Annotated in this window: 19 protein-coding genes; 11 read left to right on the forward strand and 8 right to left on the reverse strand. The window is 70.0% G+C overall.

The features are described from left to right. Position 1 precedes the first annotated feature (1 nt). From ACUYTF_RS10105 to pdxS, 3 genes are all read right to left on the reverse strand, one after another. Positions 2–991 (reverse strand): DMT family transporter, encoded by a 990-nt coding sequence (locus ACUYTF_RS10105; RefSeq protein WP_449279708.1) that lies wholly within the window; start codon positions 989–991, stop codon positions 2–4. After that, a complete protein-coding gene (locus tag ACUYTF_RS10110; protein WP_449279709.1) occupies positions 988–1,632 on the reverse strand; it encodes a TetR/AcrR family transcriptional regulator in 645 nt (214 codons plus the stop codon). Before ACUYTF_RS10110 ends, ACUYTF_RS10105 begins: the two co-directional genes overlap by 4 nt. Positions 1,633–1,797: 165 nt before the next feature. Further along, positions 1,798–2,691, reverse strand: coding sequence for a pyridoxal 5'-phosphate synthase lyase subunit PdxS (pdxS, locus tag ACUYTF_RS10115; RefSeq protein WP_449279710.1), 894 nt, complete (start codon positions 2,689–2,691; stop codon positions 1,798–1,800). Positions 2,692–2,785: 94 nt separating this feature from the next. Between pdxS and pdxR the strand changes: the two genes are divergently transcribed. Next, entirely contained in the window at positions 2,786–4,339 is a 1,554-nt protein-coding gene (gene pdxR, locus ACUYTF_RS10120; RefSeq protein WP_449279711.1) for a MocR-like pyridoxine biosynthesis transcription factor PdxR, read from the forward strand. Positions 4,340–4,360: 21 nt separating this feature from the next. Here pdxR and ACUYTF_RS10125 read toward each other — a convergent pair whose 3' ends face one another. Beyond that, a complete protein-coding gene (locus ACUYTF_RS10125) occupies positions 4,361–4,741 on the reverse strand; it encodes a DUF488 domain-containing protein (protein ID WP_434142742.1) in 381 nt (126 codons plus the stop codon). An 84-nt stretch (positions 4,742–4,825) separates the two neighbouring features. On the opposite strand from ACUYTF_RS10125, the gene ACUYTF_RS10130 reads away from it, so the two are divergent. Beyond that, complete coding sequence (locus ACUYTF_RS10130; protein WP_434142743.1) at positions 4,826–5,515, forward strand: iron dependent repressor, metal binding and dimerization domain protein; 690 nt, start codon at positions 4,826–4,828, stop codon at positions 5,513–5,515. A 39-nt stretch (positions 5,516–5,554) separates the two neighbouring features. Next, on the forward strand, positions 5,555–6,196 hold the full coding sequence (locus tag ACUYTF_RS10135) for an asparagine synthase (RefSeq protein WP_434142744.1): 642 nt from the start codon (positions 5,555–5,557) through the stop codon (positions 6,194–6,196). Between the two features lie 11 nt (positions 6,197–6,207). On the opposite strand, the gene ACUYTF_RS10140 is transcribed toward ACUYTF_RS10135, so the two are convergent. After that, positions 6,208–6,591: an N-acetyltransferase gene (locus ACUYTF_RS10140; protein WP_434142745.1), complete on the reverse strand. Its 384-nt coding sequence runs from the start codon at positions 6,589–6,591 to the stop codon at positions 6,208–6,210. Positions 6,592–6,633: 42 nt separating this feature from the next. Between ACUYTF_RS10140 and ACUYTF_RS10145 the strand changes: the two genes are divergently transcribed. Genes ACUYTF_RS10145 through ACUYTF_RS10160 form a run of 4 tightly spaced genes read left to right on the forward strand, consistent with a single transcriptional unit; the run spans position 6,634 to position 9,698 of the window. Next, positions 6,634–7,314: a hypothetical protein gene (locus ACUYTF_RS10145; protein WP_449279712.1), complete on the forward strand. Its 681-nt coding sequence runs from the start codon at positions 6,634–6,636 to the stop codon at positions 7,312–7,314. Positions 7,315–7,343: 29 nt separating this feature from the next. Continuing rightward, positions 7,344–8,828, forward strand: a complete 1,485-nt coding sequence (locus ACUYTF_RS10150) for an MDR family MFS transporter (protein WP_449279713.1) — start codon at positions 7,344–7,346, stop codon at positions 8,826–8,828. A gap of 31 nt (positions 8,829–8,859) precedes the next feature. After that, positions 8,860–9,375 (forward strand): hypothetical protein, encoded by a 516-nt coding sequence (locus ACUYTF_RS10155; protein ID WP_449279714.1) that lies wholly within the window; start codon positions 8,860–8,862, stop codon positions 9,373–9,375. Further along, positions 9,372–9,698, forward strand: coding sequence for a transcriptional regulator (locus tag ACUYTF_RS10160; RefSeq protein WP_434142751.1), 327 nt, complete (start codon positions 9,372–9,374; stop codon positions 9,696–9,698). Before ACUYTF_RS10155 ends, ACUYTF_RS10160 begins: the two co-directional genes overlap by 4 nt. 224 nt (positions 9,699–9,922) lie before the next feature. Here ACUYTF_RS10160 and ACUYTF_RS10165 read toward each other — a convergent pair whose 3' ends face one another. After that, complete coding sequence (locus ACUYTF_RS10165) at positions 9,923–10,141, reverse strand: hypothetical protein (RefSeq protein WP_434142752.1); 219 nt, start codon at positions 10,139–10,141, stop codon at positions 9,923–9,925. A gap of 130 nt (positions 10,142–10,271) precedes the next feature. Here ACUYTF_RS10165 and ACUYTF_RS10170 point away from each other — a divergent pair, with 130 nt between their 5' ends. Next, positions 10,272–10,664 carry a YchJ family protein gene (locus tag ACUYTF_RS10170; protein ID WP_449279715.1) on the forward strand — a complete coding sequence of 131 codons (393 nt, stop codon included), beginning with the start codon at positions 10,272–10,274 and terminating at the stop codon, positions 10,662–10,664. A 31-nt stretch (positions 10,665–10,695) separates the two neighbouring features. On the opposite strand, the gene ACUYTF_RS10175 is transcribed toward ACUYTF_RS10170, so the two are convergent. Together ACUYTF_RS10175 and ACUYTF_RS10180 are read right to left on the reverse strand one after the other, a co-directional pair. Further along, complete coding sequence (locus tag ACUYTF_RS10175) at positions 10,696–11,241, reverse strand: hypothetical protein (protein ID WP_449279716.1); 546 nt, start codon at positions 11,239–11,241, stop codon at positions 10,696–10,698. A 58-nt stretch (positions 11,242–11,299) separates the two neighbouring features. Then, positions 11,300–12,724 carry an aminopeptidase P family protein gene (locus ACUYTF_RS10180; protein WP_449279717.1) on the reverse strand — a complete coding sequence of 475 codons (1,425 nt, stop codon included), beginning with the start codon at positions 12,722–12,724 and terminating at the stop codon, positions 11,300–11,302. Positions 12,725–12,808: 84 nt separating this feature from the next. On the opposite strand from ACUYTF_RS10180, the gene ACUYTF_RS10185 reads away from it, so the two are divergent. From ACUYTF_RS10185 to ACUYTF_RS10195, 3 genes are all read left to right on the forward strand, one after another. Continuing rightward, complete coding sequence (locus tag ACUYTF_RS10185) at positions 12,809–13,657, forward strand: PHP domain-containing protein (RefSeq protein WP_449279718.1); 849 nt, start codon at positions 12,809–12,811, stop codon at positions 13,655–13,657. 115 nt (positions 13,658–13,772) lie between these two features. Further along, entirely contained in the window at positions 13,773–13,946 is a 174-nt protein-coding gene (locus ACUYTF_RS10190) for a hypothetical protein (RefSeq protein WP_434142759.1), read from the forward strand. Further along, on the forward strand, positions 13,943–15,490 hold the full coding sequence (locus tag ACUYTF_RS10195) for a sodium/proline symporter (RefSeq protein WP_434142760.1): 1,548 nt from the start codon (positions 13,943–13,945) through the stop codon (positions 15,488–15,490). Before ACUYTF_RS10190 ends, ACUYTF_RS10195 begins: the two co-directional genes overlap by 4 nt. Positions 15,491–15,521 lie beyond the last annotated feature (31 nt).

Consider the following 15,521-nt stretch of genomic DNA (forward strand, 5'->3'; position numbering starts at 1 on the left):
CTCACCTCGGCGGGGCGGGATCCGCCGCAGAACTCCTGACGGATGCCGCACGGGATGCCGGTTCCGCGGTCGTCCGTGCGGCGGTGTTCGTCGAGGCGCTCTCCGCGCCGGGCGCGAGCGTCAGCACGACGAGCACGATCGCGATGCAGCCGAGACCCGCCCAGCCGAGCGGTCCGAGTCGTTCGCCGACGATGAGCACCGCGAGCACGGTCGCGATCGCGGGTTCGAGCAGGGTGACGGTCGTCGCCGTACTCGCGCTCACCCTCGTCAATGCGACGCCGAAGAGCACATAGCCGAGGAACATCGGCACGAGAGCCATGTACGCTGCAACGGCCATATTGCCGGGGGATTCGAAGATCGGGGCTCCGGTGAGTGCCAGCACGGGCATGAGCAGCATCCCGCCGAGACCGAAAACGGCACCCATCGATGCAGCGCGCCCGACCCCGGCGCGCATGAGCCGGTACGAGGACCACGAGTAAGCGGCGTAGCTGGCGCCCGCGGCGAGTCCGAGCGCGACTCCCGTCGTGGTCTCGAGGAGCGAACCGGTGCTCATCGTCGCCCGCGAGGCGCAGAGAGCGGCGCTGCCGATGATGCCGAGACCGACTGCGAACCACCACCACGGACCGAGGCCGGTGCCGTCGACGAGGCGCTCGAGCAGGCCCGATGCGATGGGAGCAGAGGCGAGCGAGACGACCGAGCCGATGGCGACGCCCGCGAAATGCATCGAGCTGTAGAACGCGAGCGGGTAGATTGCAACGGCGATCGCCCCGAACATGACGATTCCGGCCCGCGCCCGCAACTCGTGCCGGTTCGCCCGCAACTGCGGGAGTGCGATGAGCGCCTGAAGAATGCCGCCGATGCCGAGCGCCGCCGCTCCGATCGCGAGCGGCCCGACGCCGGGAGCGAAGGTTGCGGCGGTGCCGGTGGTACCCCATGCGAGGGAGGCGAAGGTCAGCATGGCGATGCCGATCGTGCGGTCGCGATGCATCATGCTCGGCCTTCGGCGCGCGTCTGCCGTTCTTCGGCCGGCAGAGCGGTGACCAGCCGTTCGGCGAGAGCTCGTGCGTGCTGGAGTCGGGACGGGCCGCCCTCGAGACCCGCCCGGGCGACCGCCCCCTCGAGCAGGAAGGAGCAATGCTCCGCGGTCTCGGCGGCTCGACTCTCTCCCGTCAGTTCGCGCAGAGGGTCGAGGAGAATGGCCTCGACCTCCTCCTTGTGGCGGCGCACGGCTTCGCGGCCCGGCTCGCCGACGGAGAGTTCGGCTGCGGCGTTCAGCAGCCCGCACCCGCGGAAGCCATGGGCATAGCCCAGCTCGGCATGATCGATGTAGGCGTCGAATACCGCGAGCACCCGGTCGAGCGGAGTGCGTGCGCCGGACCGGCGCGCCTCGTGCAGGGCGAGCCATTCGTCATGGCGGGCGGCGATGTAGGCCTCGACCAGGTCCGCCTTCGACGCGAAGTTGTTGTAGAGGCTCATCTTGGCGACTCCGGCATCCGACGTGATCGCATCGATGCCGGTCGCGGCGATGCCGTCGGCGTAGAACCTGGCGGCGGCGGCGTGCAGAATTCGACGTCGGGCCGATCCGTGTCGTCGGCCCGGGTTCTTGCCGCCGTTGCGCAGTGCTTCGCTCATGCAGACATCATAAACAAGGTAGACCGATCTACCTAATTTTGGGATGGGCAGTGCATGTCCGAGTCCGGCGAGGCCGCATGCGGGATCTGGTGCGGAATTCTCGACGGATTCTGCACCAGAACCCGCATTCGCGGCCGTCTGGGCGGCGTGCGGAGCGGGCGCCGGCTACCAGCCGCGCTCGGCGAGGCGGTGCGGTGCGGGCAGATCGGCGACGTTGATGCCGACCATCGCCTCGCCGAGGCCGCGCGAGACGTCGGCGATCAGCTTCGCGTCCATGGAATTCGCGGTCGCCGTGACGACGGCCGTCGCGCGCGCTTCGGGGTTGCCCGACTTGAAAATGCCCGAACCGACGAACACGCCGTCGGCGCCGAGCTGCATCATCATCGCCGCATCGGCCGGGGTGGCGACGCCGCCCGCCGTGAAGAGCGGCACCGGCAGTTTGCCGGTGCGCGCGACCTCGGCGACCAGCGCATACGGCGCCTGCAGCTCCTTCGCTGCGACGAAGAGCTCGTCATCGCCCAGCACGCCGAGCCGCGCGATCTCGCTCCTGATCGTGCGGATGTGCTTCGTCGCCTCGGAGACGTCGCCCGTGCCGGCCTCGCCCTTCGAGCGGATCATCGCCGCGCCCTCGGCGATGCGACGCAGCGCCTCGCCCAGATGCGTGGCCCCGCAGACGAACGGGACCGCGAAGCCGCGCTTGTCGATGTGGTTCACGTAATCGGCGGGCGAGAGCACCTCGCTCTCATCGACGAAGTCGACGCCCAGCGCCTCGAGCACCTGGGCCTCGACGAAGTGCCCGATGCGGGCCTTCGCCATGATCGGGATGGATACGGCGGCCCGGATGGCGTCGATGAGATCGGGGTCGCTCGCGCGGGCGACGCCGCCCTGCGCACGGATGTCGGCCGGGACGCGCTCGAGCGCCATGACGGCGACGGCGCCTGCTGCCTCGGCGATGCGCGCCTGCTCGGCGGTGACGACGTCCATGATGACGCCGCCGACGAAACGGTCGGCGAGTCCGCGCTTGACGAAGGTGGTTTCCGGAGTATCGAGTTCAGTCATGCCTCCACCATTGCCGGGTCGATTGGTACTCTGCAAGATCCACTTCTTGTGATCAAGAGTGGACCATTGCGTCCGTGGATGCCAGACTTGACGCATGCCCGCCCCGCACCCCCGCACCCCCGCAGAGATTCCGGTGACGCTCGACCGCGCCGCCGAGAGCTCGCTGCCCGTGCAGATCGCGGCAGCCCTGCGCGACGCCATCGACCGCGAAGCGCTGCGGCCCGGCGAGGGCGTCGCCGCGACGCGGCAGTTCGCGCAGCGGCTCGGCGTCGCACGCGGTGTCGTGGTGGCCGCCTATGAGCAGCTCATCGCCGAGGGGTACCTCAGCGCCGAGCACGGTCGCGGCACCATGGTCAACCCCGATCTGATCGGTCGCCGCACCGCGCCGGGGCAGGGCGAACGGAGTCCGCGGGGGAACGCCGCTGCCGGCGAGCCCCATGCAGGTCGGGCAGCAGTCCATCCGGGAAGCCGCGGCGGCCGCTCCGATCCGCGCTCCGATCCGTACGACGAACGGCCGGCCCCGCGCCCGCCCTTGAAGCCCGGAGCGCCGGTCACCGATACGGTCGACAGGCCGGCATGGCGAGCGGCCTGGCGCAGCGCGCTCATCCGGGCCGATCGCCCGGCCCCGCCGCTCGGCGACCCGGGCCTGCGTGCGGAGATCGCCGAGCACCTGAGACTCGTGCGCGGCACCGCACGTCCCGCTGCCGATGTGCTCGTGACCGCCGGCGCGCGCGAGGGGCTCGGCCTGCTGCTCAGCGCCCTCGGCACCACGCACGGCAGGCGCCTCGTCGTGGGCGTCGAAGACCCCGGGTATCCGTCGCTGCGCGGTGTCGCCGCCCGGCACGGCGCGCGCATCGTCGGTCTGCCCGTCGACGACGACGGCCTGCGCGTCGACCGCCTGCCGAACGGCCTGCTCGACCTCGTCATCGTCACGCCGAGCCACCAGTACCCCGTCGGCGGTTCGCTGCCGCTGCCGCGCCGGCGTGAGCTGCTCGAGTGGGCCTCGCGCACCGGCGTGGTCATCGTCGAGGACGACTACGACTCCGAACTGCGCAGCACCGGCAGCCCCTTGCCGGCGCTCGCGGCGCTCGACGACCCCGTGTCGGGGCCCGTGGTCACCCTCGGCACCTTCTCGAGCACGGTCACCCCGGCGCTCGCCGCAGGCTTCCTGCTCGCCCCCGAACGTCTGCGCGGGGTGCTCGAGCCGGTGCGCCGCGATCTCGGCTCGCCGGTGTCGACCGTCGTGCAGCTGGCGCTCGCGGAGTTCCTGCGCAGCGGCGAGCTGCGCCGCAACATCGCCCGCATGCGCCGGCGCTACGCGGCGCGGCGCGATCTGCTCTCCGAGCGCTTCGCAGGGCTCTCGGGCGCGCGCCCGCGGCCGATGAACGGGGGGCTGCACGCCGTCATCGAGCTGACGGGCGCGCCCGACGCCGTGCTGCGCCGCGAGTCCGAGATCGTGCGGCAGGCCGCTCGGCCCGCCCCGGAATTCCCAGAAGGTCTCGGGGTCGCGGCGCTCGGCGCGTACTGGCGGCATGAGCGCCCGGACCGCACGGCCGGACTCGTGCTCGGCATGGGCGGCCCCGAAGATGCGGTGTTCTCCGGCGCGATCGAGCGGCTGCGGGACGTGCTGCAGCGCAACGCCGGGTGAACGGTGCAGGCGCGCGGACGGTCAGCCGGCGAGCCGCTCGATGAGCGCGTCGCGCAGCACCACGGCATGATTGACCCGTTCGTCTTTCGCGCCGTACACGAGGGTGAGCGGCGAATGCGCCCGAGCGAGCTCCGCGAGGGAGTCGAGCGCCGCGAGGCCAGGCCCGTCGGCCAGTTCCGACCGGTAGTCCGCAGCGAAGGCGGCGAAGTGCTCGGGGGAGTGCCCGTCGACGTCGGAGTGCCACGCGCGGCGCAGCTCGGGGCTCGGGGCGACATCCTTGTCCCAGAGATCGAGGTGCGCCGCTTCTTTTGCGATGCCGCGCGGCCAGAGCCGATCCACCATCACCCGGTAGCCGTCGCCGGGTTCTGCGTTCTCGTACACGCGTTTGATCCTGATGTCCATGCTTCCAGTGTCCTCCTCCGCGGGCCCGAGCACCAGGGCGTGCGGATCGGGCCCGCGCTCGGCCCGAGCGAGTACCCTGGCGGGGTGAGTGTTGACAGTATTTCGCCGAGCATGCAGAACTACCTGAAGGTGATCTGGAGCCTGCAGGAGTGGTCCGAGGCGCCCGTGACGAACTCCGCGATCGCCGAAGCGGCGGGAGTGCGGCTGTCGACCGTCTCGGATGCGCTGCGCAAGCTCTCCGATCTCGAGCTCATCGGGCACGCGCCGTACGGCAGCGTCACCCTTACGGAGATCGGGCATCAGCACGCCGTCGCGATGACCCGCCGCCACCGGCTGCTCGAGACGTTCCTCGTGCAGATGCTCGACTACGAGTGGGACGAGGTGCATGACGAGGCCGACCGCCTCGAGCACGCGGTCTCCGACGAACTGGTCGACCGAGTCGACCGGGTGCTCGGGTTCCCGACCCGGGATCCGCACGGCGATCCGATCCCCGGCGCCGATGGTCGCGTGCACCGCCCCGATGCCGTCGTGCTGCAGCTCGCGAGCGCCCCGGGTCGGGTGCGCGTCGAACGCATCTCGGATGCCGACAACGAGATGCTGCAGTACTTCGCCTCGCGCGGCATCGTCGTGGACGCGGAGCTCGAGCTGCTGCCGTCGGAACCGTACGCCGAGACCGTGACGGTGCAGCTGGCCGGCACCGGCGAGCCGATCAGCCTGGGGCCGGCGGCCTCCTCGTCGATCTGGGTGTCGGCGATGCCGGACGATCGGCGATAATGGAAGCGGTTCGAGTGCGAAGCTGTCGAGAGGGGGGCCGTGTTCAACTGGTGGAAGAAGCGCAAGCGTAATCGTGGGCGACCGCGGCGCCTGCCGCGCCGTGTGCTGGCTCCGGTCGAGGAGATCGTCGAGCAGGGGCTGCTCGTCGCCGATGTCGCGGTGCGCATGACGGTGAAGAACGACATCATCATGAACGCGCTGAAGCGCCACGTCGACTACGACAAGGCCGAGATCATCGAGATGGTGCGCAGCGCGACCGAGAAGCTCGCCGACGAGCGCGAGCACGACGCCGAGCACATCGGGCGGATGATCGGCGAGATCCGCGATACCGGCCGCAGCTCGTGGAGCGAATCCGACTACGGCATCGGCGACAACACGACGCTCAAGCATCGTCGCGAGGTCTACGCCGGGGTCGCGGAGGAGCTGCGCAAGCGCGTCGAGGACGAGGAGTTCCTCGCGGAGACGGCCGGGCGCGCACGCGATCTCGCCTGGGCGGAGATCGGCGACTCGCTGAAGGAGCGCGCGTCGCACCCGTACTACAGCGGCGGCGACAACGACGAGTACCGCGGGGCGCGCGAAGGGCGCATCCAGCAGTTCATCGAACGCGACCTCACGGAGCTCATCCAGCAGCAGAGCGCGAAGCCGTCACGCCTGCGCATGCGCACCCGCAAGGAGAAGTGAGGCGAGGGCGCTCAGCCTTCGTCGTGCGTCTCGCGCTTCTGCGACTGCGGAACGTCTCGGCGCAGCTCGGGATGCTTCGCGAGGTATCCCTCGATGAACCAGCACGATGCAAGGATGCGTCGGCCGTCCGCCGCGCTGCCCGTCAGCGCGCGTCGGGCGAGCACGCCCGAGAGTCCGGTGCCGCGCAGCGACGGATCGACGACGGTGTGATCGAAATCGATCGCGTCGTCGCCGATGAGGGTATAGTGCGCCTCGCCGATCATGCGGGGTTCCGGCGCTCCGGGCCCCGCCTCGCCACCGGGCTGCTGCAGCAGGGCGTATCGGTGCCGGTCGGCCTGGTGCACGATGGTGAAGCCGTCTGCTGCGGCTGCGGCTTCGTCCTGGTATCTCGCCATGAGCCCACCATAATCCCATCCCCCTCGCGCTATTCTGAGATGATGCGTACGAGGACCTGGAGAGCAGCCGGCGCCGCAGCATCCGCGACCGCCGCGCTGCTGCTCATCGGCTGCCAGGCCGCCGCTCCCGAGGAGCCGCCGGAGCCGGAAGTGCTGTCGGCGACGAAGGCGGGCGGGCTCTACCTGTCGGCCGTGTGCCCGGTGAACGAAGCGTGGGATGAGCTCGACGTGGAGGTCGATCGTCTGCGGATCGCCCAGTCCCGCGGCGACGACGGCACCGAGGGCTTCTCCGAGGCGATGCTCGCGGTCGGCGAGGCGAGCGAGCGTGCCGCGGGGCAGCTCGAACCGAAGGATCGTGCCTGGCCGGCGGATGCCGTGGACGAGGTCGAGGCGGTGCGCGACACGCTGCGCGATGACGCGAAGCAGGCCGAGAAGGTCGCCGACCTGCCCATCGAGAAGGCGACCGTCTATTCGTGGAAGGGGGCGGCCGACGCCGGCGTCGCAGCGGCCGAGGCTCGAGAGGCGCTCGGGCTGCCCGCGGACGCGGAGACGGCCTGCACGCAGTGGCAGGAGGCGGAGCGGAGCGCCGCCGAGAGATCCGCGACCGAGGACTCTCAGACCGAGAAGCCCGCGACGGAGAAGCTCGCGACCGAGAAGCCCGCGACGGAGAAGCCGGTCACTGAAAAGTCTCCGGCAGAAAAGAGCGGTGCGGCGAAGAACTAGCGCGGAGATTCCGGTAGGCTTGACCTCTTATGTCTGATTCACCTTCGGCCCACTCCGAACCCTTCGGCGATGCGGGGGAGCCGGAGTTCGGCGCCCGCGAACAGCTCGCGATCTGGCTGCTGCTCGCCTCGGCCTTCGTCGTCATCCTCAACGAGACGATCATGAGCGTGGCGCTGCCGCCCGTCATGGACGACCTCGGCATCACCGCGGCGGTCGGCCAGTGGCTGACGACGGCGTTCCTGCTGACGATGAGCGTCGTGATCCCGATCACCGGCATGCTCATCCAGCGCGTCGACACGCGCCCGCTCTTCATCGTCGCGATGAGCCTGTTCACCGCGGGCACGCTGATCGCCGCCGCCGCCCCGGGCTTCACCATGCTGCTGCTCGGGCGGGTGGTGCAGGCCGGCGGCACGGCGATCATGATGCCGCTGCTCATGACGACGGTGGTGACGCTCGTTCCCGAGCGCCAGCGCGGTCGCCTCATGGGGCGCATCGCGATCGTCATCTCGGTGGCGCCGGCGCTCGGGCCGACGATCTCGGGGCTGATACTCGAGGTGCTCGACTGGCGCTGGCTGTTCATCTTCGTGCTGCCGGTCGCCGGCGCGGCGCTCGTGATCGGCGCCGTGAAGATGCCGAACGTCGGCATGCTCCGCGTCGCGCGCATCGATGTGCTGTCGGTGCTGCTGTCGGTGCTCTCGTTCGGCGGGCTCGTGTACGGGCTCAGCCTGATCGGCGATGCGGCGAACGGCAACGCGCTCATGCCGCCGTGGGTCGCCCTCGTCGTCGGAGCGCTCGCGCTCGCGGCATTCGTGGCCCGACAGTTGCGACTGCAGCGCGACGACCGCGCGCTGCTCGACCTGCGCACCTTCGAGACGCGCCCGTACGCGCTGTCGGTGCTGCTGTTCTCGTTCAGCTCGATGGCGCTCTTCGGGTCGCTGATCCTGCTGCCGATCTACGTGCAGAAGGTGCTCGGCGAGAGCACGCTGGTCACGGGCCTGCTGCTGCTGCCCGGCGGGCTGCTCATGGGCCTGCTTGGCCCGACGGTCGGGCGCATGGTCGACAGCCGCGGCGCCCGCTTCATGCTGATACCGGGCACGGGCGTCACCGCGCTCTCGATGTGGTGCATGGGGCTCTTCACCGACGCGACCAGCGTATGGCAGGTGCTCGGCACGCACCTGCTGCTCAGCGTCGGCCTCGCTGGCGTGTTCACGCCGCTGTTCTCCGTCTCGCTCGGTTCGCTGCCGAAGCGCCTCGCTTCGCACGGCAGCGCCATGATCTCGACGGCGCAGCAGGTGGCGGGAGCGGCGGGCACGGCGCTGTTCGTGACGGTGATGACGCTGGTATCGGTGTCGGTCGCGGGCTCCGCCGAGGCGGTGACGCCGCACTCGCTCGCGGCGGGCACGCGCATCGCCTTCATCGTGGGGGCGGCGGTCAGCACGGTCGGCTTCGCGATCTCCTTCTTCGTCAGGGATCAGCCCCAGCCCGTTCCGGGCGCGCCCGACGAGAACGCTTGACAGTTCGGCAAGCGACATTATGCTTGCCGATATGGAAAGTGATTTCGAAGAGGGTCGCGACGACGCGAGCGAAGGCGCATCGGCGGAGCGCGCCCGCGAGCTGCTCGCGAGCGTCGGCACCGACGGCGCCCGGCTCGCGGCGGCCCTCGTGACACCGTGGTGGTACCACCCGCTGCTCGCCACCATCGTCGCGACGATGGTGGCAGCGCAGGCGCTGCCGAACGGCCTCGGCCTCGGTATTGTCGTCTTCGGCATCATCTCGATGGCGCTGCTGCCGCGGGTCTACGCGAAGCGATACGGCGTCGCGGTCTCGAAACCGGCGGGCCGGCGTTCGCGCGGGTTCATGATCGCACTCATCGTGCTGATGGCGGTGAGCTTCGTCGCGGGCCTCGCGGTGAAGCTGGCGGCGCTGCCGACGGCCTGGGTGCTGGTGCCGATGATCATCGCGTTCGTCGGCGTCATCGTCATCGGCCGCAGTTACGACGCGGCCCTGCGCCAGGAGCTCGCGCGGAACGGGACGCCGAATGACAGCGGGGCGGGGAAGTGAGTCGCAGTGCGCCCGATCGGCGGGCCGCATTCGACGATCTCATCCACTCGCCGGTGCGCTTGCGCATCTGCGCGCTGCTCAGACGCACCGACGAGGTGGAGTTCGCGGTGATCCGCGATACGCTGGAGGTCAGCGATGCGCACCTCTCGAAGAACCTCAAGCTGCTCGCCGACGCCGAGTACCTCCGGCTGCGCAAGGAGAGCTCGCCCGGGTCGGGCGATGCCCGCAAGCGCACCTGGGTCGCGCTGACCGCCGCGGGTCGCGACGCGGTCGAGGGACATCTCGCCGCGCTCGCGCGCATCGCCGGCGAACCGCTCGGTTGATCGCATGTCTTTCGGCCGCGAGATGCTCCCGTCGACCGCGAGATGCTCCCGTCGACCGCGAGACGAACCCTTGTGCACGAGACACATCCGGGGAAGCGAGATTCGCACCGTCGTCTCGCGCAGGGTGGATGCGGGAGCCGGGGGAGAGCCGACGGAGATGACGAAGGGCGGGGCGCAGCTCGTCAGAACTGCGCCCCGCCCTTCGCCGGCTAAAGCAGCGGCGTCTACTTCTTCTCGAAGAGATTGCCGACGAGCGTGCTGCCGATGAGCACGACCGCGAGCAGTACGACGCCGACGATCGAGATCGCCACGACATCGACCGGGGTGCCCGCGCTCGAGAACATCGAGTGCTCCTCGCCCTCGTGCGCGAACGCGGGGGCTGCGACGAATACCGAGGCGAGTGCCACGGTCACGGCTGCGGCGATGCGGGTGCGGATCTTCACGTTGTCTCCTCGCGAATGTCGGTGGGGCGCAGGGCGCCGATCCCTCCCATCCTATCCCGATTCTCGGGGCGCGCGGGCCGCGCCGCACCCGACTCGCGGCGGTGCGGCGCCGAACGCTACGCTGGCACGCATGACGGCGCTCGATCCCTGCCCCTGCGGCCGCGGCGAACCCTACAGCGCGTGCTGCGGCCCGCTGCACGGCGGGGAACCGGCGCCGACCGCCGAACGGCTCATGCGGTCGCGCTACAGCGCCTTCGTGCTCGGGCTCGCCGACTACCTGCTCGATACCTGGCACCCGCGGAACCGGCCGGAGGCGCTCGAGATCGACGACGAGGTGCGATGGCTCCGTCTGCTCATCGAGGCGACCGAAGGCGGCGGCCCCTTCGACCGCGCGGGCGTCGTGGAGTTCACCGCCATCGGGCGCACCCCGTCCGGGCGGTTCGCGCAGCGCGAACGCAGTCGCTTCGCGCGGAGCGGGCCCGAGCGGCGCTGGGTCTACGTCGACGGGGACGTCGCCGGCTGAGCGCCCTGCGCGGGAGAGCGCACTCGCGCGATCAGCGGATGTACACGTCGAGATGGTTGCCGACGGTGCCGCGGTCGTAGATCTTGCCCGGGTAGCCGAAGGGCGTCTCGTAGACCGTGCCCTTCGGCGCCGACCCCGCGAGCACGATGAACCCCTGGTCATCGCTCACGTATCCGGCCGCATTCAGGTGGCGCCCCGGAATGTCGAGGCCCGGGCCGGGCAGCACCTGCTCGCTGTAGTAGGTGAACTTGTAGCCGCCCCAGTTGACGACGCCCTTCGACATGAACTGGTCGAGCGTGAACTCGGCCGCGGCCGGCGGTCCCGCGGCGCCGGGCGCCGCCGTGGCATCCTCGGCGATGGGCACCTCGGAATCGAGCGCGGGCGACTCGGCAGCAGCAGCGGTGAAGCCCTGATGCCGCTGCAACTGGGCGGCGACGCTGCTCTCGTCGGCGAGCGCGGTGTCGACCGAGAACGGGGCGAGCGCCGCCGAGCCGAGCAGCAGCACCGAGACCGCGACCCCGCCCGCGACGCGCACGCGTCGGAGGCGTCGGAGACCGGGGGAGGTCGGTCGAGTCATGGCAGGCACAGTGCGACGATTGTACCCCGCGCGTGTCAGAACCCTCGGTGAGGGTCGATCAGCGCGCGTTCCGCAGCCACTCCTCGACCTCGTCGGCGGTGCGCGGGATCGCCGCGGAGAGGTTCTCGCAGCCGTCCTCGGTCACCAGGATGTCGTCCTCGATACGCACGCCGATGCCGCGCAGCGCTTCGGGAACGGTGAGATCGTCGGGCTGGAGGTACAGACCCGGCTCGATCGTGAAGATCATCCCGGGTTCGAGGGTGCCCTCCATATACATCTCGCGCCGCGCCTGCGCGCAGTCGTGCACGTCGAGGCCGAGGTGGTGGCTCGTGCCGTGCACCATGTAGCGGCGGTGGTAGGCGGTATCGGTGCCTGCGACCGGCATCTCCAGCCCCCATTCGCGGGTGCGGCGTTCGATGACCGCCATCGCGGCGTCGTGCACCTCGCTGAAGCGGATGCCGGGCCGCACGATCGCGAGAGCCGCATCCGCCGCCTCGAGGACCGCCTCGTACACCCTGCGCTGGTCGGGGCTGAAACTGCCCGAGACGGGCACGGTGCGCGTGATGTCGGCCGTGTACAGGCTGTCGAGCTCGACGCCGGCGTCGAGCAGCAGCAGTTCGCCTGCGGGTACGGCGCCGTCGTTGCGGATCCAGTGCAGGGTGCAGGCGTGCGCCCCCGCGGCCGCGATGGTCTCGTAGCCGACGGTGTTGCCGTCGAGCCTCGCCCGCTGGTTGAAGACCCCTTCGACGATGCGCTCGCCGCGCGGGTGCGCGCTCGCCTCGGGAAGGGCGGCCAGCACCTCGTCGAAACCGCGCGCGGTCGCGCCGATGGCGGCCCGCATCTCGGCGACCTCGTAGGCGTCCTTCACGAGGCGCAGCTCCGACGCCGCGCGGGCGAGCTCCGCGTCGTCGAGGGTGCGATCGGTGTCCCGCGCCTCGAATTCCGCGAGGGGGGCAGTGGCCAGCCCGAGCAGGGCCGCGACCTGCGCCAGAGTCGGGCGAGCGCCGATCCAGAACTCGCCGATCTCGGGGTTCGCGAAGAACTCGTCGCTGTCGCGCCCGGCCGCCTCGCGGAAGAAGAGCGTCGCGGTGTGCGTTGGCGCCTCGACGGTGCCGTCGCCCGCGCCGCCCGGCGCTGCCTCGCTGCAGGGATCGAGCACCAGCACCGCCCCCGGCTCGCTCGCCGAGCCCCAGCCCGTCAGGTGGGCGAAGGCGCTGTGCGCGCGGAAGCCGTAGAAGGTGTCGTTCGAGCGCTGCTTCATCGCACCCGCGGCGATCACCAGCCGTTCGCCGACGAACTGGGCGCCGAGTGCGGCACGACGAGCCGCCGCGAACGGGGCCGCCGCATGCGCTTCGGGCAGCGGCTCTGCGCGCTCGGCCCAGGCGCTCGAGATGTACTCGAGGAACTCGGTCGACCGCGGGGTCGTGCTGCGGCTGCTGTGATCGATCGTCGCGTCGTGCGTCTGCTGCTCGTGTGCGCTCATGCCTCCATCATGCCAGCCTGCGGTCAGCGGTCCGCTCCGAGGGCGGAGCGGACCGCGAGCGCCCCGGCCGCCTAGAATGAGGGGATGGAATCGATGCCGGCTGCGGGCTACGACCTGCACACCCATTCGACGTTCTCGGACGGCACGACTTCTCCGGCCGAGATCGCGCGCGAGGCGGCCCGCATCGGGCTCACCGGGTTCGCGCTCACCGACCACGACACCATCGACGGCTGGGGCGAGGCGCGCGAAGCGGCCGCCGCGGCCGGAGTCGACTTCGTGCCCGGGATCGAGATCACCACGAAGCATCGGGGGCGGTCGCGGCACCTGCTCGGCTACGGCATCCGGCCCGAGGCCGGCGAGCTCTTCGAAACGCTCGCCGAAATACGCGAATCGCGCCTGGCTCGGGCGCGCGAGATGGTGCGCCGCCTCTCGGGGGAGTACGCGATCTCGTGGGACGCGGTCGTCGGCTCGAACGATGTGCGCACCGTCGGGCGGCCGCACATCGCCGACGCGCTGGTCGCGGCGGGCTACGCCGTCGATCGCAGCGCGGCCTTCGCCGAGATGCTCTCGCCGGCCTCGCCCTACTACCTCGACACCTATGCGGTCGACACCGCGAACGCCATCCGGCTCGTGCGCGACGCCGGCGGGTTCCCGGTGATCGCGCACCCCGCCGCGAGCCGTCAGCGTCGGCCGCTCCCGGTCGACGACCTCGCGGAGCTCGCGGAGGCGGGACTCGGTGGAGTCGAGCTCGACCATCCCGAGAATCGGGCCGATTGGCTGCCGCCGCTCGCCGCGCATGCCGTGTCGCTCGGCCTCGAGGTCACGGGCGCGAGCGATTACCACGGCGACGGCAAGCCGAATCGGCTCGGCGAGTGCACGAGCCCGCCGGAAGTCGTCGCCCGCATCCGCGCCGACGTCGCGCTTCCGGCTTAGGGCGGGGGCCCGCCTCCGGGCTCCGGGCTGATTTGCGTCCCTGCTCGATTGATGTAGGCTGTGATCGCTCCGGCATTAATGTGTACATAAACAAGAATCACAGCGAGGTGTTCTTATGTTTGGCTTGCCCGCAAGTACGGCGATAATTATTTTCGGTATACCTTCAATATGGGTCATCTACACCCTCGTGTTCGTCTACGTGTCGCGCCATTGGAGTGCTGAAGACGTCGAGGAAGATGCCGACACCGGCATCACGGCTGCTCGCACCGAGGGCGGTGGCGCAGCATGAACATCGAAACCTGGTTCCTCATCGTCTACTTCATCGCGATGGCCGGCATCGGCGTATGGACGCTCAAGATCGGATCGAAGGGCGCCGAAGGCTACCTGCTGGGCGGGCGCAGCCTCGGCCCCGCCGTCACCGCGCTGCGCCTGCAGTCGTCGTCGATGTCGGGGTACATGTTCCTGGGCGCCGGTTCGCTCGCATACACGAAGGGCTACTACTCGCTCTGGTACGCCATGGGCGACATCGGCGGCGGCGTGCTCAACCTGTCGATCCTCGGCCGCCGCATGCGCAAGCTCTCGCAGATCCTCGGGTCGCTGACGTCGATCGAATACCTCGAGCACCGCTACCCGTCGCGCTGGATCCGCGCGATCGCGGCGCCGATCGCGCTGTTCTGCATCTTCTTCTACGTGATGAGCCAGTTCATCGCGGGCGGCCGCGGCCTCGAGATGGTCACCGGCGTGCCTTACGCCTGGTCGCTGCTCATCGCCGTCGGCGTCATCGTCTTCTACACCTTCCTCGGCGGTTACCTCGCCGTGGCGTACACCGATTTCGTGCAGGCCATCATCATGCTCATCGGCATGGTCTGGATCCTCGTCGGCACCATGCAGGCCATCGGCGGCTGGACCGCCGGTAACGAGGCCGTCGCCGAGATCAACCCGAACCTGCTGACCATGTGGGGCCCCGACGGCATCGGCTCCGTGCAGTGGGGCGTCATCATCGGCGCCGTGCTCGTCTTCTCGATCGGGTACATGGGCTGGCCGCACGTCAACGTCAGCCACATGGCGATGAAGAAGCCCTCGGTGGCACGCTCGGCGAGCCTCTACGCGACCGGCTTCAACCTGCTGTTCATCCCGGCGCCCTACATCGTCGGCGTCATGGCCCTGATCATCCTGCCGAACCTCGACAATCCCGAGCTCGCGGTGTTCGAGGTCGCGGATACGGTGCTGCCGAACTTCGCCGTCGGTATCGTCATGGCAGGCATCATGGCCGCCATCATGTCGACGGCCGACGCGCTGCTGCTGCAGTCGGGCACCATCGCGAGCCAGGATCTGATCCAGCGCTTCTTCATCAAGAACCTGAGCGACCGACAGTCGGTCTGGATCTCGCGCATCACGGTCTTCGTGCTCGCCGCCATCGGCTACATCGTCGCCGTGAACAACCCGCCCGCGGTCGCGGAGGTCGTCATCTTCTCGACCACCGTGCTCGGCGCGGCCTTCGTACCGGTGTACATCGGCGCGGCCTGGTGGAAGAAGGCGAACGTTCCCGGCGCGATCGCGTCGATGCTGCTCGGCACGGTCTCGTCGGTCGGCTGGCAGCTGAGCGGTCTCGTCGACTCGACCGGCGTCGACCCCATGGGCATCGGCATCGTCTGCTCGACACTGGGGCTCATCCTCGTGTCGCTCGCCACGCAGAAGTCGCACCCCGTCCCCGCGCACATCGTGGAGGCGCTCATCGAGACCGACAAGATCGGTCCCATCCCCGCACGCATGCTGACCGGCCAGAACGATGCGCTGTCGGCGCAGGTGCCGCAGAATGCCTCTGGCAAGTAACGGAGAGACCGCCCGGGGCTGGCGCCCCGGG

It is taken from the genome of Leucobacter sp. GX0328, from assembly GCF_053567315.1.